Origin of the sequence: Alexandriicola marinus (genome assembly GCF_004000435.1) — a bacterium.
GTDB classification, from domain to species: domain Bacteria; phylum Pseudomonadota; class Alphaproteobacteria; order Rhodobacterales; family Rhodobacteraceae; genus Alexandriicola; species Alexandriicola marinus.
Window position 1 is genome coordinate 34,555 of sequence record NZ_RBVZ01000012.1, and the last position, 17,623, is coordinate 52,177.

The window sequence follows — 17,623 nt, forward strand, 5'->3', positions numbered from 1 at the left end:
CACTACTCACGATTCTTTATGATGATCGGAACATCGACCGTGGTCATGTTCGTTCTGATGTACCTGAACACCTATCTTTGGGGCCATATCTTCTTTTCGGAGACACGCCTTTACATGGCCATCCTGATGGGGGCGACCATGGCCGTGATCATGTTGGCGTACATGTTGTCCATGTATCAGAACACCAAAGCCAACATCGCGATTTTCGTTGGCGCAATAGTCCTTTTCGCGGCGAGCCTCTGGCTGGTTCGCGGGCAATTCACGGTACAGGACAGGTCCTACATGCGCGCCATGATCCCGCACCACTCGATCGCCATCATGACGTCGACTCGTGCCGAGATCACCGACCCGCGCGTCCGGGGGCTCGCAGACGACATTATCTATGCGCAGGACAAGGAAATCGCCGAAATGCGCTACCTTATTGCTGACATTGGAGCAAACGGCGAAGCATCGGCCACGCGAAGCGAAACGCCGGCGCAGGTTGTGGATGCGCAACAGGCGCTTCAAACGGAGGTCGTGTCGAAGGTCGATCCTGAGTTTCTGACGGAAGACGAAATCGCTGCGGTGTTCCCGAATGGCGGAAATTGCCGCTTTGCTTACACCTCGGACAGTCCGGCTGTACTGGTGACTGGTGAAACCGGCGAAGGGTCTGCCGCCGCAATGAAGATCAGCGGTGATCTGGTGCGCCTGAATGCGCAGGGCGAAAATGCATTTTCTGAAGGCCCGCTGTCGGCCGAGATCGCAGAGACGAACGGTGACCTGACCGATCTGATCGTCAGCGCGGGAACCGACTACGAAGCCGGGTTCCGTGGTCAACTTACGTGCAGCGGATAAGGAGGAAAGGACATGCCCCGCGACACAGACAGTAAATCCGCGCAGCTTTATCGCATGGTCATGCCGGGCCATGTCTGCCCCTACGGTCTGAAATCGAAAGACCTGCTGGAGCGGCAAGGCTTCGAGGTGGAAGACCATCCGCTTGACACCCGTGAAGACACCGATGCTTTCATGGAGAAGCACGGGGTCGAGACGACGCCGCAGACTTTCATCGGGGACGAACGGATCGGCGGTTACGATGATCTCAGGGTGTTTTTCGACATTGACCCACCCGAGGAAGAGCAAAGCGACACGACCTACCAGCCGGTCATCGCGATCTTTTCCGTTGCCGCGCTGTTGGCATTGGGCCTGTCTTGGCACCAGTACGGATCGATCCTTACCTTGCGGGGGTTCGAATGGTTCATTTCGCTGTCCATGACCATTCTCGCGATCCAGAAATTGCAGGATGTCGAAGGGTTTTCGACGATGTTCCTCAACTACGATCTGCTGGCGCGCAAATGGGTGCGATACGGCAAGGTCTACCCGTTCGGCGAAGCGTTGGCAGGTGTCCTGATGACTGCCGGCGCGCTGCTGTGGCTCTCGGCGCCTGTCGCCCTGTTTATCGGCACGGTCGGCGCTGTCAGCGTGTTCAAGGCTGTTTATATCGACAAGAGAGAGCTGAAATGCGCCTGCGTCGGCGGTGACAGTTCCGTCCCGCTGGGGTTCATTTCGCTGACGGAAAACCTGATGATGATCTTCATGGGTATCTGGATGCCGGTCCGCGCGATCTGGTTCTGAGGTACAGCCCCTTCTTGCCTGTCACTTGGCCAACCGCTCCGGCGACAGATCCTCGATGATGGGGCAGTCGGGCCGGTGATCCCCGGCACATTTTTCCACCAGTTCGGCGAGCGTCGCGCGCATGGATTGCAGTTTCGCGATCTTTTCCTCGATCTGGCGCAGATGGTCTTCCGCAACCGCCTTCACTTGCATGCTTTCGCGGTTTTCATCCTCGTAGAGCGACAGGAGCGTCCTGCAATCTTCGATGGTGAACCCCAAGGCCCGTGCGCGACCCAGAAACGCCAGCTTGTGAATGTGGCTCTCGGTGAACGCGCGGTAGCCGTTCTCGCTAAGGTTCGGGCGGATCAGGCCGATGTCCTCGTAGTAGCGGATTGTTTTTGGGGGCACACCCGATTGTCGGGCAACGTCTCCGATGTTCATGTCGAACCTCCGTTATTCTGCTGGAGCAGGAGTGGCGGCTGCCAGCTCTGCCGGGATTGCGCGCTGCTCGTCCATCGCAGGCGCGATGCGCCGCAGCCGCAGGGCATTGGTCAGGACAAACACCGAGGACAACGCCATCGCACCCGCCGCAAGGATTGGTGACAGGAGCAACCCAAAGGCGGGATAAAGCACCCCGGCAGCGACCGGAATAAGTGCCACGTTGTAGGCAAAGGCCCAGAACAGGTTCTGCCGGATGTTGCGCATGGTCCGCCGCGATACTTCGAAGGCGTTCACCACGCCGCGCAAATCGCCCGACATCAGGACGACATCCGCAGATTCGATGGCCACATCGGTGCCGGTTCCAATGGCGATGCCCACATCGGCATGCGCCAGCGCCGGGGCGTCGTTGATCCCGTCGCCGACAAAGGCGATGCGCTTGTTCCCTTGGCGCAAACTGTCGAGCGCCGCAACCTTGCCGTCCGGCAGGACGCCGGCGATGACGTGGTCGATACCGGTTTCGCGGGCGATGGCTTCGGCGGTTTCGCGTTTGTCGCCGGTGATCATCGCAACCGCAAGACCCTTTTCGTGCAGCGCTGCGATGGCTGCGCGGCTTGCCGGTTTGACCGGATCGGCCACGCCGATCACGGCGGCGACACGCCCATCTATGGCAGCGTAAAGCGCCGTGCGACCCTTGCTTGCGATCTTCGTTTCCTCTGGAGCCAATGCCGAGACGTCAATGCCTTCGCGCGCCATGTAGCGGTCGGCCCCAACCAACACCTCCACGTCTTCGACCACGGCGCGCACGCCGTAACCTGTGACCGATTGAAAGCCTTCGGCCGCCACAAGAGGTGCGCCCTCGGCCCGCGCGGCCCGCACGATGGCGTCCGCGACAGGATGCTCGGAGAGCGACTCCACGGCAGCGATCTTCGAGAGCGTTGTTGGGCGATCGAACCCTTCCGCCAGCACAAGGTCAGTCAGTGCGGGTCGCCCCTCGGTCACCGTGCCTGTTTTGTCGAGGGCGACCACATCAACGGAATCAAGTTGCTGCAAGGCGTCACCTTTACGGAACAGGACACCCATTTCCGCAGCACGTCCCGTCCCGACCATGATCGAGGTCGGCGTCGCAAGCCCCATCGCGCAGGGGCACGCGATGATGAGCACCGACACACCGGCGACCAGCGCCATCGTCAGGGCCGGATCAGGCCCGAAAAACAGCCAGACCAGCACGGTCGCCGCCGCGATCGCCATCACGGCAGGCACGAACCACAAGGTGATCCGGTCGACCAATCCCTGGATCGGCAGTTTGGCGCCCTGGGCCTCTTCGACCATGCGAATAATCTGCGCCAGGGTCGTGTCGGCGCCGACCCGCGTGGCGAGGAACTGCAGGCTTCCGGCGCCGTTGACCGTCCCGCCGGTCACCGTATCTCCGGCACCTTTTTCAGCGGGGATCGGCTCGCCTGTCAGCATGCTTTCGTCGACGCGGCTGGTCCCCTCGATGACCTCGCCATCGACCGCGATGCGTTCACCAGGGCGCACGATGACGATGTCACCCTGAACCAGCGCATCGATCTCGATCTCGACGCTTTCTCCGTCCCGCATCACGCGTGCAGTCCGCGCCTGAAGCCCTAATAGCTTCTGGATGGCCGCGCCCGTTCTCCCCTTGGCGCGCGCTTCAAGAAACCGCCCCAGAAGGATCAGAACGACGATGACCGCTGCCGCCTCGAAATAGACGGTGCGCAGCGTGTCAGGCAGGACCGACGGTACGAATGTCGCAACCACGGAATAAAGGTAAGCCGCCCCGGTGCCGACCGCGACGAGGCTGTTCATGTCGGGGGCACCCCGGAACAAGGCCGGGAAACCCTTGGTGTAAAACGTCCGGCCCGGGCCGAAGAGAACGATTGTCGTCAGCACGAACTGAAGAAGCCAACTCGTCTGCTGGCCAATCGTGGTCTCGATCAGCATATGAACGGCCGGAATGACGTGGCCACCCATTTCGATCAGGAAGACCGGCAAGGCGAGGATGGCCGCAAAGGTGACCCGTTTGGCAAGCGCCTGAGCCTCTTCCTCCTTGCGCGCAACTCTGTCGTCACCGGCCTGGGCCGTTGCCACGGTTGCTGGATACCCTGCCGCGCCGCTTGATTCGATCAGATCGGATGTCGTGACAAGACCTTCGACGTAAACGACCGTCGCCGTCTCTGAGGCGAGGTTGACGTTCACCTCGACCACCCCGGGCACCGCGGCAAGCGCCTTATCGACCCGCCCGACGCAAGAGGCACAGGACATCGCTGCAATCGTGAGTTCGGCCCTGGCCTTCCGCGCGGGGTAGCCCAGCTCGCGAAGGGATTCGATGATGTCGGGAATGCGCTTGAGCGCGTCCACGCTCATGCGAGCAGTTTCCGAGGCAAGGTTCACCGACACATCCTCTACGCCGTCGATTGCATTCAATGCGCGATCGACCCTGCCAACGCAGGACGCGCATGACATGCCTTCGATCGGCAGGCTGATCTGTTTGGGTTCGGGCATATGTGTCACCTGTTTTTCCATTCGAAGTGGAATATGAGGCTTCCAGTTACTGGAGGGTCAATGGGAGGGCGCCAAATAAATTTCTTCACTTGACCTTCCAGCGGGGGGAAGCCCCATGTCACCGATAGAAATCAGATCAAGGAGTGGTTCCGATGAAGTTCAGCGTTCCGGACATGAGCTGTGGGCATTGCACCGCAGCAATCGAAAGCGCGGTGAAGAGCGCAGATCCGAATGCAGGCGTAGAATGTGACCTTTCTGCCCGACAGGTGCATGTCGACAGCGTGTTACCAGCCGATCAGGTCCAAGCGATCATTCGGGATGCGGGCTACAACGTGGAACCTGCGGCCGCTTGATGCAGTGCCTGGACCACCCAAGGGTGGTCCGGGCACAGAATTTCAGTCTTCGACTTTGCGGGCTTCCTCGACCAAGTCGGCAAGCTGCGCCTTTTCGACGAAGCCCGGGACCAGTGCATCCCCGATCACGAAAGACGGCGTGCCGTTAAAGCCCAGAGCTTGGGTCAGTTGCATGGAGGTCGCAATGTGCTCTTCGACCTCGGGGGCCTCCATGTCCTTGCGCAACTGCGCGATATCCAGGCCGATCTCCTCGGCCACGCGCAGCACGGAGGCCTCTTCCGCGCGGCCTTCCAGCCCCATCATTGCCCAGTGAAACTCTTCGTATTTGTCCTGCTTGCGCGCTGCCAAGGCCGCTTTCGCGGCAAACACCGATCCGTCTCCGAGAATGGGCCATTCACGATAGACGAGGCGAATGTTGGGATCGTCTTCGATCAAAGCCCGCACCTCGGGTTTGACCCGCCGACAATAGGGACAGTTGTAGTCGAAGAATTCCACAACAGTGACGTCCCCTTCCAGGTTGCCGAGAACCGGCGCATTCGGATCGTTCTCGATTAGATCGCGCTGGTCATTCAGAACTTGGGCCTGACTGAGCTCCTGCGCTTGCGCCTGCCTTTGTTCGAGGATCGCCACGGCCTCCATGACAATCTCCGGGTTCTCGCGGATTGCCTCGAGCACAAGTTCCTTGACCCGGGACTCTGACAGTTCGTCCGCGAGTGCCGGTATCGGAAGCAAGGCAGCTATCGCGACCGTCGTGAAGGCTTGTCTGAAACGCATTTTAGTTCTCTCCCCGTTGTTCGTCGGCTTCTGTCCGCGCGGCCTGGACTTCGCGGATGCGGTCTGGCCAGGTGGACCGGATGAAGGCCAGGATGTTGTGAATTTGCTGGTCGGTCAGCACGTCTGCGAAACCGGGCATGCCACTGTCGAATTCGACGCCCTGACGCGCCAGAAGCGCCGCACCCCCCAGTTTTGTGTAATCGAAGAGCAGGCTGTCAGGATGATGCCAGGTGTGACCCGTCTCATCATGTGGTGGTGCTGGCAGGCGCCCATCCGCGCCGGGCGTTCGCCATTCCGGCTGGCCTTCCAGACCCGCGCCATGACAAGACGCACAGTTTTCTGCGTAGAGCAACGCGCCTTCTTCGATGTCGTAGCTCTCCGCCCTGGACGCGCTGCCGACATCCGAGGATGCACTGGTCGAGAGCCAATACGTGAAGGCGGCTGCTGCGACAGTGATCGGAAGGGACCAAACGAGATATCTCATGTGACCCGTATCCAGGTTGTCATGCCAGATGCGGCGTGGCTGAGCATGTGGCAATGGAACAGCCACTTGCCGGGATTGTCTGCCGTAAAGGCGATCTCCCGGGACTCGTTGCCGGCCAACAGGATCGTGTCCCGCATCGGCCCGAACGCGCCGTCGGGGCGCAGCTCGCGGAAATGCATCCCGTGCAGGTGCATCGCATGTGGGAAAACGGTCTGGTTCTCGATCTTCAGGCGCACCGGCTCGTTCAGGGATAGATCGGCCAGTGGCGTGTAGGTCATTTCGGCGACATCATTCAGGGCCCAGAATTTGCCCGCTTGGGCAAGCTGACGGAATCCAAGACGTTCCCCGCCAAGCAATGCGGACTGCATTCGCCCCATTGCCCCGCCGGACATGACCAGTCGCAAATCACGCGCATCGGCAAGGTCCGGGGCGTGTGCCGCGGGGTTCGGCGGCAACGGCAGTGGCTTGCCTCTTGGTACTGAACTGGCTGTGCCGTTGACCAGAAAACTCACCAACGGGGTCAATTGATCATCATCGCCGATGCGAAGCAATTGGGCGGTGCCGCCTTCGTCTTCGGTCACATCCACAATTAAGTCGACGCGCTGTGCCGGGCCGAGGATCAACTCGCCGTCAACCGACTGGGGTTGGCCGGTTGGCATTCCATCCACGGCCACCGTCCAGCCACTGAATCCAGAGAGCCTCAGCGGGAAAATTCGAGCGCTTGCTGCGTTGATGATCCGCAAGCGAATGCGCTCGTTGCGCTGCGCGGGCAAGGTCAGGTCATAGCGCCCGTTGGTCGTGATAAAGTTGCCGGTACGTCCACCGTGGCTCATCATCATGGGCTGTTCGAAATTGTCGAACAGCTGCCCGCTCTCAGGGTCGAGCAACCAGTCCTCCAGAACGATGACTTCCTCGCGGTCGATGTCCGGTCCATCGACCTCTTCGACGATCAAGGCACCGCGCAGACCACGCGCGACTTGCTCGTATGAGCGATTATGCGCGTGATACCAATAGGTGCCCGCGTCCGGTACGACGAAGTCGTAGTCAAAGGTTCCACCCGGCGCTACGGCCTCTTGGGTCAGCCCTGAAACGCCATCCATCGCGTTGTCGATCCGGATTCCGTGCCAGTGAACCGAACTGGGATCGGGTACCTCGTTGCGAAACCTGCGACGCACCCGATCGCCTTGTGTGACCCTGATTTCCGGGGCCGGAACGAGGCCGTCATAGCCCCAGATCTCTGTTTCCGGGTAGGTGTCCGGAAGAAGCTGTCGACGTGCAACCTTGGCAATCAGGTCCTCGAACGGGGTCGCGGCAAAAGCCGACTGCGGGATGGCCGCCGCGCAGGCCGCCAGTGTTGCATGGCGCAAGAAATCCCGACGTGTTTGTCTCATTTCGATCCTCGAGAAAGCGGGGGCGTGTTGCCCCCGCGTGGTGTTAGTTCGACGCGGGGTTCTCCGCCTCGACCGTGTCCTTGTTCAGCAGGAAAAGCGCCATCGCTTCGCGATCGACAGGTGTCAGAAACCGAGTTCCCTCGCGAACCACTTCCGCCATGCTGCCGCCGAAAGCATCGCCCGAAGGGGTGATGCCGGTCTGGAGCGCATAAGCGAGGTTTGAAACCGTCCAGTCATTTTTGACCAGGTCTTTTGGCCGTATCGCGGGGGCCTTGCTGCCACCGGGAAGCTGGGCGTTGCCTGCAAAGGAAGCACCGATATCGCGGCCTCCCGCAAGATTGCGCGGCGTATGGCAGGCTCCGCAATGTGCCGCACCGCGCACCAATTCCCGTCCTCGATTCCATGCGTCGCTTCGCCCTTCAATCGGTTCGGTATCCGGATCGTAGAAGAACGCCGCTCGCCAGAGCTTCAGCCCCCATCGTTGGTCGAATGGGAAGCTGACATCATTTTCTGGTGCAGGCTCGTCCACGGGCGGCACGGTTTGAAACGCCGCCCAGAGGTCAGCGATATCCTGATCAGAAAAATCCGCATAGAAGGTGTACGGGAAAGACGGATAGTACGGCGTTCCATCGGGGCCGATGCCTTGCCGCACGGCTTTTGCGAACTGTTCTGCCGTCCATTCGCCCATGCCATGTTCCGGGTCTGTCGTCAGGTTGGGCGGGTAGAACGTTCCGAACGGGGTTTCGAGCGGCGCCCCTCCGGCAAGTGGTGCGCCGCCCGCTTCAAAATTGGTATGACAGGCAATGCACCCACTGGCGCGCGCCAGATATGCGCCCCGGTCGACATTGCCCTCTATTGCAATCGGAGTCACTGCACTGCCGACAGGCCATGCAATCACGACGCCGAGGCTGGCCGCGCCCAGCACGGCGGCCCCGCTGACGAGTGTCAAGAACCGGCGCATGGTCAGTCTTCTTCCGCCCGGAAGCGTTCATGGCATGCGGAACAGACCTGGGTCGTCATCGCGAATGCTGCGTCGGCGGGCATTTCGGCAATGGCGGCCGCATCCATCATGTCGCCTCGGCCCATCATCGTGCTCCCGCCCATCATGGTTGTATCGCCTCCCATCATTGACCCGCCGCCCATCATCGAGGCGCCATCCATGGAGGTATTGCCGCTCATGCCGCCCAATCCATTGTCGGCTGCGCGTTCCAGGCCCTCAGAGTATTCTTCCAGCTGACTTGCCAATGCCGCGAAGCGCTCCCAGTCGGTCCACACCTCGTCCTTGGCTTCCGAGGGCATGCCCCCTGTGCCCTCTGGGAACAGCTTTGTCATGCTCTCACCGGCGTGCTGCTGGAACAGGCGCGCGGCATCGCGCACTGTTTCTGCGTCATAGGCCGTTTCGCCCCGCATCATCGGGGCCACGGTCTTGACCGCCTTCCCCATTGCAAGCATGGCATCCATGCGCTCTTTCACGATGCCGGTGGCACCGCTATGCGCGAATGCCGTGACCGCAGTACCTGCAATCAACACTGCCGCTACGATAGTCGTCTTTTTCATGTCTTCGATCCTTCTTTGGGTCTGCTTTTCGAGCGATGTGAAATCAGACCCACCGTCGGGGCGGTGGAGGATCGCTGATCGGGCGCAATTCGGTTCGTTGGATCGCGCCGTCTTGCATGACGGCTTTCAGAAAAGAAGGCTCGTACGCCATGTTCGGCTGAAGCAATAACGCTGCCGGGACAGAACAATCGAGGCCTGGATGGCAGTGGCCAGAGGCCTCGGTCGATGGCCCTGCGTCTTCGTGACCATGGTATTCCTGCCCCAACGACGTTTCACCATGATATACCGGCGCCTCTGGCACCCCGAGTACTACAAGGAAAAGGCCGAAAACGGCCGACAGAATCCATCGGTTCGTCTTCGACCAACGCATCAGTTGATCCCGTTGGCCCGCTGCAATTCGCGGACATAGGCGGCCACCATCTTGACGTCTCCTTGGGTCAATCCCTCGATCTTAGGCATATTACCGAAATTCCAGTGATGTGCACGGACGCCGTTTTGAGCTGCCAGAACAAAAGCCATGTCCGAATGGTGGCTCGGTTCGTAGATCTTGTGCACGAGAGGCGGCGCAACACCGTTGCGACCGGCGGCATTTTCGCCGTGACACTCGGAACATTTTGCCTCGAATATGTTCTTCCCAAGCGCCGCCTGCTGCGATAGTGCGTCAGGCAGCTGGACCTGGACGATCGGATCGCCTTCGGCAATCTCGCTTGTGTCAGGTGGCGTCATGGAGTGGCCAACCGCTAAATCTTCGGCTCCAACGAACTGCCAAACGGCAAAACCCCCGCCGATAACAAAAACGGCACCAATCAGCGCAGTTAATTTGTCCATGCCTGTATCTTCCGCCTTGCCCGTTGGGTCAGATGAGTTTGACTTGAGTGCCGACAGGCGCTCGCTCGTAGACTTCCTCGATCTGTTCGTTGAACAAACCGATGCAGCCGTTTGACGACCGGCGGCCGATCTTGCGCGTGTCCTGTGTCCCGTGAATACGGTAGTACTGCCACGACAGGTACAGTGCGCGAGTACCCAAGGGGTTGTCCGGATCACCCCCCTCGATACGTGCCGGCCATTCCGGATTGCGTTCCCGCATGGAGGGCGTCGGCGCCCAACTGGGGTTTTTGCGTTTTTCCACCACTTCAGTGTAACCGCGTTTGGTGAGTTCGTCGGTCAGCGGAACGGATGTCGGGTAAATCCGCATCTCGCCGTCCGCTGTCCAGTGCTGTAGCGCCATCGTCACGGTGTCTGAGATGATGATCCCTTTGCCGAGCGTGTCGAAATGGTCTTGCCAGTCATGAACTCGGAAAGAAGAAATGTTGCGGCGAATGGTTTCGGCTCGAACCACGCTTGGTGCAACCAAAGCGACAGCCGCATACCCCAACAGGCTTCGTCGATTGATCTTGTTGTTTCGCGATGTCGTCATGACACACTCCTAGCCTACGGTTTGTACATGTCTTTTACGGGAGACCCGGCATCAGGCAACCTGACAAGGCCGCGAGAAGTGTATCCATTTGTATCCTTGACCTTACCCTGCTGGAGGGTCGCAAATGACGCCAGGAACGAGACAAAGAGGGTGTCATGGACGACGAAAATCCCAAGAATAAGCCGATTACAGACAGGCTCATGCATTACGGAATGATGGCGTGTTGCATTGTGATGCTGTTGCCCGTGATCGGTTTTTTTCTCGCTGGCGGAACGCTTGCGGGTATGTGGGGCAATGCATCGGCTTTCGCCCCGCTCCTGTTGTGCGTTGGAGCGCATCTTGTGATGCATAGATTCATGGGGAAATCGTGCCATTCCGACAAGGCAAACGATACTATCGAGGAAGCGCCCGAGCCCATAAGTTCCGTGATTCCTAGCGTCGCCCGCAACAGGCAGTGATGTGCGAGGGAAAGCAAAGGTATTCGTATTGCTGTTGATGGTTACATTACTTGGAGGTTGCGCGGGAAGCCTTGCAGACTGCCTAGATCTGAAGGCTATCGTGTCCACGAAGCAAGCGTCAGACCTTCTGCCGGATGGGTGTCGAACCCTTTCATCTTCTGCGACTGGCGTTGCGCGAATTGTCTGTGCGGACGGTCGTCAGGGTTTTGCCACAGGTGGACTTTGACGCAATTTCCGCCGTCCTGGCGAAATCTGCGGAAAATATGGGAAGGAAGCAGGTATCTTGATCGATTGCCTTTTGATCCTGCGACGGGTTTTGCTTATTCCCTTCGTGCTCCTGGCCGTTGTCTCTGGAAGTGTCGCGGCAGCAACCTCTGCTGAATACCAGAGCGCGCCACTCACCGCGCATCTCATTAGTGTACAGGACGGCGTTCCCGAGAACACACAGACTCTGTCAGCCGGGCTTCACCTTCAACTGAACGAAAACTGGAAGACCTATTGGCGGTCGGCGGGCGAGGTGGGAATACCGCCTTCGGTCGAATGGAGCGGTTCCGAAAACGTCGCAGATGTCGAATTCATGTGGCCCGCCCCGACGCGCTTCACCGCCTTCGGCATCGAAAATTTTGGTTATGCGGGTGAAGTCGTCTTTCCGCTGCGCATAACGCTCAAAGATCCCGGCGCACCTGTGACTCTTTCCGCGCAGGTCAAACTGCTGGTGTGCTCCAATGTCTGTGTCCCGGAAGAGTTTGACCTGTCACTTCGCCTCGGACGGGGCAACGTCATCGACAGCACTTCGGCTGGGCTGATCGGTACGTTTTCCGAGCGCGTCCCCGAAGGGGCCAAGACGAGCGGCGTCAGCGAGGCAAATGCCTTCATCGACGAAGACCTCACGGAGTTGATCGTCAGCCTTCGCGTCGATGAACCACTCCAGTCGCCGGATGTGTTTCCCGAACTGGGTATGGGTGTTGCGCTTGGCAAACCCGATATCCGTTTGGGAGAAGAGGATCGTTTGCTTTGGGCGCGCTTGCCGATCCTCTCGTCGAATACGGATGTGACAGTGGCTCCGTCGATTACCGTCACCGACGGCGAGAACCGGGCCTTCACGATCATCGCGGATCGCGTGGCGCAAGGAATAGCACCACCCTTTGAACTGGCCGCCACGACACCGGACATGATGGAACTGATCTGGATTGCCGCGATCGCGCTGCTGGGCGGATTGATCCTGAATGTGATGCCCTGCGTGCTGCCGGTGCTGTCCATCAAGGTGTCGTCTGTGCTCAAACACACCGATCACGACACAACCCGTGTCCGGTTCGGTTTCGTCGCTGCCAGCGCCGGCATCATGACGTTCATGTGGGGTCTGGCGCTCGTCCTCTGGGCGCTCCAGACGGCAGGCCTCAGCGTCGGGTGGGGTTTGCAGTTTCAAAGCCCGCTGTTTCTTGCGGCGATGATCGCTGTCCTGCTCGTCTTTTCGGCAAATCTGTTCGGAGCGTTCGAGTTCGCCCTTCCACACGGCATGCAGACGCGGCTTGCAGGGGCCGGAGGACGCAACGGGTATTCCGCCGACTTTTTCACTGGCATGTTCGGTGCCGTCATGGCGACGCCTTGTTCGGCACCGTTCCTCGGCACCGCGGTGGCCTTTGCTTTGGCCGGGCGTGGCGTGGACATCCTCATCGTCTTTACGAGCCTCGGGCTCGGCCTCGCCCTGCCCTATCTCGTCATCGCCGCGTTCCCGCGTCTGGTCGCATTCATGCCCAAGCCTGGTCGATGGATGCTGATCATCAAAAGCGTCATGGGGGTTTTGTTGCTTGCAACCGCCGTGTGGCTGTTCTGGGTGCTCGACGGTGTCGCCGGGCTTGCGTCTGTCATCGCGGTCGCGGCGTTGTCCGGTCTCGCCGTTCTGATACTATCTCTCCCGAATGTGCAGTCCCAATTCAGGTGGTCTATTGCCATAGCCAGCCTTGTCCTGGCCATTGCCGCAGGTCCTCTCTTGCAGCAATCAGCACCTGCGCGTTCGACGCCGCAGTTGGCAATGGCTTGGATCGCATTTGATCGTTCGGAAATAGCGAAACGCGTGTCCGCAGGAGAGGTCGTTTTTGTCGATGTGACCGCTGACTGGTGTCTGACTTGCAAAGCGAACAAGACACTTATCATCGATCGGGAGCCAGTCCGGAGCGCGCTTGAAGCGCCTGGAGTCACGGCGATGCAGGCAGATTGGACACGCCCGGACACGCGCATTTCCCGCTACCTTGAGAGTTTCGGCAGATACGGCATCCCCTTCAATGCCGTCTACGGACCATCGGCACCGAACGGCATTGTGCTGTCCGAATTGCTAAAAACCGAGGACGTGATGAACGCCTTGGCGCAAGCCAGTGGTCGGGATGTTTCCGCAAAGGTTGCCGGACAGGAGTGACCTGCTCGACCGGGACACCGAGCAGTAGTCAGCCGCCGAGCCGCTCAAGCGCGGCACGGACCGCCGCACGCCGAGGATCACTGGCGGGCTGCTGCTCCAACAGCGCTTCAGCCTTGCGGTAGGCCTCAACGGCGCGATCGGGCTCCTGAAGGACGGTATAGGCATTTGCCAGCCGCATCCAACCATCCAGATCGTCCGGTTCATCCTCAAGACGCTCGGCCAGCCGCGAGACCATCGATCGGATGAACTCCGCGCGATCCGCGTCATTCATCTCCGACGCCGCCGCGACATCTGCGGCACTCGGGCCTGGTTGCGACGTCGGCCCGCTGGGTAGATTGACGACCGGAAGGTCAGCTGCCGCTGCAATCCGGTTGATCTGCGCTGCATAGGTCTCCATCCAGGGAACGTAAGCCTCTTCCTGATTCAGTCGTGAAACAAGCAGATCGTAGGCCTTACGCGTCTCTTCTTGCTGAAAGTAATACAGAGACTCGAAGTAGGTTGCCGCAGGATTGGATGGGTCAAGGTCCAAAGCGCGATCAATGGCCAATTTCGCCCGTGGAATAACAACGCCGTCATTGGCAACCGCGACAGCCTCTGCCAGCATGGAGAATGTCGCGGAGGTGGCATCCTCCCGTTCGGCAACGACTTCGAAGGCTTCGACGGCATCGGCTGCTCTGCCCATGCGCTGATAGGTCTGGCCCAACAGCATCCACCCTTCGCTAGGGCCGCCGGTCGGATCGGATACAAGCCTTTCGCGAAGTTGTATTGCCAGCGCCGTCACTTCATCAGTCTGTGCCCGCTCCTCTGCACGGGCAGCGAAGGCCATTGAAGGAACCTCCGGCGATCCCATCGTCAGATAGTAGCCCGCGGCAATAACCGGCGCGAGGACCGCCGCGACAACGAGAGTGACTCTGCCACCATTACGGGATGATCCGGCTTTTTCTTCCGAATTGCGGGTCGTCGCGAGGATCCGTTTCTTGATCTCGAGTCTGGCCGCTTGAGCTTCCTGTTCAGAAATCAAACCGCGGTCCATGTCTCGTTGGATTTCCCGCATCTGATCGGCGAGGATCGCCGGTACCGCATCCCCTCTGGTGAGAGTGTTCGATTTGGACAGCAGCAGCGGGTAGAGGACAATTCCGATTGCGACCAGCGTCAAAAGAACGAAAATACCCCAGATCATGACGCATCCCTCGCTTCGTTTTGCCTGAGAATTTCGGACACGGTGTTCTCATCCTCCGAGCCCAAGTCTTCAAATGCCTCTTGCTTTCGCCGACTCATCAGTAGCCCGCCACCAACGAAAACCCCGATCAGAACGAAAGCGATCGGAGCGAACCAAAGCGCGTAGGTCGCAGGCTCCAGAGGCGGTTTCAGCAGCACGTAATCCCCGTACCGCGCCCGTATGTATTCGATCACCTCCGCGTCGCTGTCTCCAACGACCAGGCGCTCGCGTACGAGCAGACGCAAGTCCCGCGCCACACCCGCGTTCGAACTGTCGATGTCCTGGTTCTGACAGACGACGCATCGTAGATCCTTGGAAATCTCCCGCGCACGCTGTTCCAATACCGGGTCGGTCAGCATTTCGTCTGGTTCGACCGCATTGGCGGCAAAGGGAAAGAGCCCGATGCAAAACGCGAAAATCAACTGTCTCATGATGCTGCTCCCTTTGGCAGTGCGCCTGCCTGCTTCAGGGCTTGCGTGAACCGTTCGACGGCGTCCGGACCCACGACCGGCCCGACATAGCGAAACAGAACAGTACCATCGCCATCGACGATGAAGGTTTCCGGCACGCCTGAAAGGCCCCATTCGATCCCTGTCCGGCCTGAAAGGTCGGACCCGATCCGTTCGTAGGGATTGCCGAGGTCATTGAGCCACTTCACGGCATCTTCTGGTTTGTCTTTGTAGTTGATGCCGAACAACCGCATGCCCTCGCGTTCGACAAAGCGTGTCAACACGGCATGTTCCGCGCGGCAGGGCACGCACCAGGACGCAAAGACATTGACCACGACCGGTCGTTCGTTGCCTACAAGATCGCTTCGGGCCAGGCCGGGTGTCTCCAACCCCGGCACGGGATCGAGGTCGAACGCCGGGGCCGGTTGCGAGATCAGGACGGAAGGGATCTCGTTGGGATCCCGGTCGGGATTGAGCCCCCAGAGAAAAAAACCCCCGAATATGACCGCCGCAATAAACGGCAGCCCGGCAATGAGACGTTTCATCTTCTCTCCTACTCGGCAGGAACAGCATCGCTGGCTGGCTGTTTGGCGCGGCGCGGCGCCCCGACCCTCAAACGGCGATCCGACAAAGACAAACAGCCACCGATCACCAGCAGGATCGAGCCGATCCAGATCAGGTTGACGAGCGGTTCATAGAGGATCCGAAGGGTCCATGCTCCGGCGTTGTTCACTTGATCGGAGGCTGGCGTTGCAATCGACGTATAGAGATCACCCGCCAATGTAGAGCGGATGGCCGACTCCGTCGTCTGGCTTTCCGCGACCGGGTAATACCGGCGTTCTGGGAAAAGCGTCGTGACCAGCTCGCCATCCCGACGGACCACAAGGGTGCCGCGATCCGCGATGTAGTTCGGCCCTTGAACCTGTGTGGCCCCTTCGAAGGTGATGTCGAACCCCGCGATCGTGACTTCGGTCCCGGGGGCGGCAAAGACGATCTCCTCACTCTTCCATCCGGTCGAGCCGATCATCCCCATCATCAACACAGCGACGCCGGCATGGGCGAGTGTCATACCGTGAGAGGCGCGTGGCAGATTGCGCGCGCGTCTCGCGCTCTCTGCAAGGGGAACCTCGAACAGGCGGATGCGTAGCGCCCATTCCCGTAGGGTTGCAAAAAGCAGCCACGCTGCGCCAAGGATGGCAAGATAGGCCATGATCGGCCCACCGTTCAGAAGATACCATGCGGCCAAAACTGCGATGAACGCCAGAACGACCACGAACCGAATGCGATCGAGCAACCCGGCGATATCAGCCCGCTTCCACGACAGGAATGGACCAAGACCCATGAACACGACCAGCGCCAGCATCATCGGAATGAAAGCCGCATTGAAGAAAGGTGGACCCACCGAGATCTTGTCCCCCGTGATAGCCTCGAGGATCAGCGGATAAAGCGTCCCGAACAGGACCGTTCCCGTAGCGGCGGCCAGAATGAGGTTGTTCACGAGCAGCCCGGCCTCGCGGCTGATCGGGCGAAACAGACCACCCGGCTCCATTTCGGGCGCCCGCCAGGCGTAGAGCGCCAGCGACCCACCGATGGACACGGCCAGCAGACCCAGAATGTAAAGCCCGCGCTCTGGATCGACGGCGAAGGCATGCACGGATGTAAGCAGGCCTGACCGGACGATGAACGTCCCGAGCAGCGAAAGCGAGAAAGTCAGGATGGCAAGTAGGATGGTCCAGCTTTTGAACGCGTCGCGCTTTTCGGTGACGATGGCGGAATGCAGCAGCGCCGTGCCCAGAAGCCAGGGCATGAAGCTCACGTTCTCGACCGGGTCCCAGAACCACCAGCCGCCCCAGCCCAGTTCATAATAGGCCCACCACGATCCAAGAGCGATACCTGCCGTAAGGCTGACCCACGCGGCCAATGTCCACGGGCGGACCCATCTGGCCCAGGCCGGATCGACGCGCCCTTCCAGAAGAGCCGCAACGGCAAAGGAAAACACGATGGAGAAGCCGACATACCCGAAATACAAGAGCGGCGGGTGCATGGCGAGACCCATGTCCTGAAGCAACGGGTTGAGGTCATTGCCGTCGAGCGGCGGCGGAAACACCCGCTCGAAGGGGTTCGACGTCAGCAGCAGGAAGGACAGGAAGCCGACGCTGATCCACGCCTGCACCGACAAGGTGCGCGCCTTGGTCTCGGCGGGGATGTTCGATCCGAACCAGGCGACGCCCGCGCCGAACACCGCGAGTATCAGGATCCAGAGCAGCAGCGAACCCTCATGGCTGCCCCAGGTCCCGGCCACCTTGTAGAGCATTGGCTTGAGCGAATGGGAGTTCTCGACGACGTTCCTGACGGTAAAATCGCTGACGATGAAAGCCTGCATCAGCGCTGCGAAGGCGATGGCCACAAACAGCACTTGTCCTATTGCCGTCGCCTGGGCGGATTTCATCCAGACGGCATTTCTACGCGACGCACCTGCAATCGGTAGAACACTCTGAACAAGCGCAAGCGCCAGTGCGAGGGCCAGTGCGAAGTGACCAATTTCCGGGACCAT

The 17,623-nt window shown here is 59.9% G+C and carries 18 protein-coding genes; 5 read left to right on the plus strand and 13 right to left on the minus strand.

Annotation, left to right across the window (positions count from 1 at the left end; all coding sequences use genetic code 11):
• Positions 1-21 precede the first annotated feature (21 nt).
• Both EP376_RS19700 and EP376_RS19705 read left to right on the plus strand, forming a co-directional pair.
• Positions 22-834, plus strand: a complete 813-nt coding sequence (locus EP376_RS19700; protein WP_338068413.1) for a DUF305 domain-containing protein — start codon at positions 22-24, stop codon at positions 832-834.
• Positions 835-846: 12 nt separating this feature from the next.
• Positions 847-1,611 carry a MauE/DoxX family redox-associated membrane protein gene (locus EP376_RS19705; protein WP_203331067.1) on the plus strand — a complete coding sequence of 255 codons (765 nt, stop codon included), beginning with the start codon at positions 847-849 and terminating at the stop codon, positions 1,609-1,611.
• 21 nt (positions 1,612-1,632) lie between these two features.
• On the opposite strand, the gene cueR is transcribed toward EP376_RS19705, so the two are convergent.
• Both cueR and EP376_RS19715 read right to left on the minus strand, forming a co-directional pair.
• On the minus strand, positions 1,633-2,031 hold the full coding sequence (cueR, locus tag EP376_RS19710; RefSeq protein ID WP_127657314.1) for a Cu(I)-responsive transcriptional regulator: 399 nt from the start codon (positions 2,029-2,031) through the stop codon (positions 1,633-1,635).
• 12 nt (positions 2,032-2,043) lie between these two features.
• A complete protein-coding gene (locus tag EP376_RS19715) occupies positions 2,044-4,554 on the minus strand; it encodes a heavy metal translocating P-type ATPase (protein ID WP_040182674.1) in 2,511 nt (836 codons plus the stop codon).
• Positions 4,555-4,706: 152 nt separating this feature from the next.
• Between EP376_RS19715 and EP376_RS19720 the strand changes: the two genes are divergently transcribed.
• Entirely contained in the window at positions 4,707-4,907 is a 201-nt protein-coding gene (locus tag EP376_RS19720) for a heavy-metal-associated domain-containing protein (RefSeq protein WP_007803412.1), read from the plus strand.
• Positions 4,908-4,949: 42 nt separating this feature from the next.
• Here EP376_RS19720 and EP376_RS19725 read toward each other — a convergent pair whose 3' ends face one another.
• From EP376_RS19725 to EP376_RS19755, 7 genes are all read right to left on the minus strand, one after another.
• A complete protein-coding gene (locus EP376_RS19725; RefSeq protein WP_009807488.1) occupies positions 4,950-5,681 on the minus strand; it encodes a DsbA family protein in 732 nt (243 codons plus the stop codon).
• Position 5,682: 1 nt separating this feature from the next.
• Positions 5,683-6,165 carry a c-type cytochrome gene (locus EP376_RS19730; RefSeq protein ID WP_007803408.1) on the minus strand — a complete coding sequence of 161 codons (483 nt, stop codon included), beginning with the start codon at positions 6,163-6,165 and terminating at the stop codon, positions 5,683-5,685.
• Positions 6,162-7,556, minus strand: a complete 1,395-nt coding sequence (locus EP376_RS19735) for a multicopper oxidase family protein (protein WP_007803406.1) — start codon at positions 7,554-7,556, stop codon at positions 6,162-6,164. Before EP376_RS19735 ends, EP376_RS19730 begins: the two co-directional genes overlap by 4 nt.
• A gap of 43 nt (positions 7,557-7,599) precedes the next feature.
• The gene (locus EP376_RS19740; RefSeq protein ID WP_127657315.1) at positions 7,600-8,517 is read right to left on the minus strand and encodes a c-type cytochrome; all 918 of its coding nucleotides are present in this window, start codon (positions 8,515-8,517) and stop codon (positions 7,600-7,602) included.
• A gap of 2 nt (positions 8,518-8,519) precedes the next feature.
• Positions 8,520-9,113 carry a c-type cytochrome gene (locus tag EP376_RS19745; RefSeq protein ID WP_007803403.1) on the minus strand — a complete coding sequence of 198 codons (594 nt, stop codon included), beginning with the start codon at positions 9,111-9,113 and terminating at the stop codon, positions 8,520-8,522.
• A gap of 369 nt (positions 9,114-9,482) precedes the next feature.
• Positions 9,483-9,941 carry a c-type cytochrome gene (locus EP376_RS19750; RefSeq protein ID WP_007803401.1) on the minus strand — a complete coding sequence of 153 codons (459 nt, stop codon included), beginning with the start codon at positions 9,939-9,941 and terminating at the stop codon, positions 9,483-9,485.
• A gap of 28 nt (positions 9,942-9,969) precedes the next feature.
• Complete coding sequence (locus EP376_RS19755) at positions 9,970-10,530, minus strand: L,D-transpeptidase (RefSeq protein WP_009807486.1); 561 nt, start codon at positions 10,528-10,530, stop codon at positions 9,970-9,972.
• Positions 10,531-10,685: 155 nt separating this feature from the next.
• Between EP376_RS19755 and EP376_RS19760 the strand changes: the two genes are divergently transcribed.
• Positions 10,686-10,988 (plus strand): DUF2933 domain-containing protein, encoded by a 303-nt coding sequence (locus EP376_RS19760; protein WP_127657316.1) that lies wholly within the window; start codon positions 10,686-10,688, stop codon positions 10,986-10,988.
• A gap of 283 nt (positions 10,989-11,271) precedes the next feature.
• Positions 11,272-13,401, plus strand: coding sequence for a protein-disulfide reductase DsbD family protein (locus EP376_RS19765; protein ID WP_009807485.1), 2,130 nt, complete (start codon positions 11,272-11,274; stop codon positions 13,399-13,401).
• Between the two features lie 28 nt (positions 13,402-13,429).
• On the opposite strand, the gene ccmI is transcribed toward EP376_RS19765, so the two are convergent.
• Genes ccmI through EP376_RS19785 form a run of 4 tightly spaced genes read right to left on the minus strand, consistent with a single transcriptional unit; the run spans position 13,430 to position 17,623 of the window.
• Positions 13,430-14,581, minus strand: coding sequence for a c-type cytochrome biogenesis protein CcmI (gene ccmI / locus EP376_RS19770; protein ID WP_008327282.1), 1,152 nt, complete (start codon positions 14,579-14,581; stop codon positions 13,430-13,432).
• Positions 14,578-15,051, minus strand: coding sequence for a cytochrome c-type biogenesis protein (locus tag EP376_RS19775; protein ID WP_127657317.1), 474 nt, complete (start codon positions 15,049-15,051; stop codon positions 14,578-14,580). Before EP376_RS19775 ends, ccmI begins: the two co-directional genes overlap by 4 nt.
• Positions 15,048-15,614 carry a DsbE family thiol:disulfide interchange protein gene (locus EP376_RS19780; protein WP_007803389.1) on the minus strand — a complete coding sequence of 189 codons (567 nt, stop codon included), beginning with the start codon at positions 15,612-15,614 and terminating at the stop codon, positions 15,048-15,050. The genes EP376_RS19775 and EP376_RS19780 overlap by 4 nt, the downstream gene beginning before the upstream one ends.
• A gap of 8 nt (positions 15,615-15,622) precedes the next feature.
• Entirely contained in the window at positions 15,623-17,623 is a 2,001-nt protein-coding gene (locus EP376_RS19785) for a heme lyase CcmF/NrfE family subunit (protein WP_127657318.1), read from the minus strand.

Bases quoted from the DNA above. Each gene is read 5' to 3' on its own strand.
- EP376_RS19700 (WP_338068413.1), top strand. From the start codon at position 22: ATGATCGGAACATCGACCGTGGTCATGTTCGTTCTGATGTACCTGAAC.
- EP376_RS19705 (WP_203331067.1), top strand. From the start codon at position 847: ATGCCCCGCGACACAGACAGTAAATCCGCGCAGCTTTATCGCATGGTC.
- cueR (WP_127657314.1), bottom strand. From the start codon at position 2,031: ATGAACATCGGAGACGTTGCCCGACAATCGGGTGTGCCCCCAAAAACA.
- EP376_RS19715 (WP_040182674.1), bottom strand. From the start codon at position 4,554: ATGCCCGAACCCAAACAGATCAGCCTGCCGATCGAAGGCATGTCATGC.
- EP376_RS19720 (WP_007803412.1), top strand. From the start codon at position 4,707: ATGAAGTTCAGCGTTCCGGACATGAGCTGTGGGCATTGCACCGCAGCA.
- EP376_RS19725 (WP_009807488.1), bottom strand. From the start codon at position 5,681: ATGCGTTTCAGACAAGCCTTCACGACGGTCGCGATAGCTGCCTTGCTT.
- EP376_RS19730 (WP_007803408.1), bottom strand. From the start codon at position 6,165: ATGAGATATCTCGTTTGGTCCCTTCCGATCACTGTCGCAGCAGCCGCC.
- EP376_RS19735 (WP_007803406.1), bottom strand. From the start codon at position 7,556: ATGAGACAAACACGTCGGGATTTCTTGCGCCATGCAACACTGGCGGCC.
- EP376_RS19740 (WP_127657315.1), bottom strand. From the start codon at position 8,517: ATGCGCCGGTTCTTGACACTCGTCAGCGGGGCCGCCGTGCTGGGCGCG.
- EP376_RS19745 (WP_007803403.1), bottom strand. From the start codon at position 9,113: ATGAAAAAGACGACTATCGTAGCGGCAGTGTTGATTGCAGGTACTGCG.
- EP376_RS19750 (WP_007803401.1), bottom strand. From the start codon at position 9,941: ATGGACAAATTAACTGCGCTGATTGGTGCCGTTTTTGTTATCGGCGGG.
- EP376_RS19755 (WP_009807486.1), bottom strand. From the start codon at position 10,530: ATGACGACATCGCGAAACAACAAGATCAATCGACGAAGCCTGTTGGGG.
- EP376_RS19760 (WP_127657316.1), top strand. From the start codon at position 10,686: ATGGACGACGAAAATCCCAAGAATAAGCCGATTACAGACAGGCTCATG.
- ccmI (WP_008327282.1), bottom strand. From the start codon at position 14,581: ATGATCTGGGGTATTTTCGTTCTTTTGACGCTGGTCGCAATCGGAATT.
- EP376_RS19775 (WP_127657317.1), bottom strand. From the start codon at position 15,051: ATGAGACAGTTGATTTTCGCGTTTTGCATCGGGCTCTTTCCCTTTGCC.
- EP376_RS19780 (WP_007803389.1), bottom strand. From the start codon at position 15,614: ATGAAACGTCTCATTGCCGGGCTGCCGTTTATTGCGGCGGTCATATTC.
- EP376_RS19785 (WP_127657318.1), bottom strand. From the start codon at position 17,623: ATGGTCCCGGAAATTGGTCACTTCGCACTGGCCCTCGCACTGGCGCTT.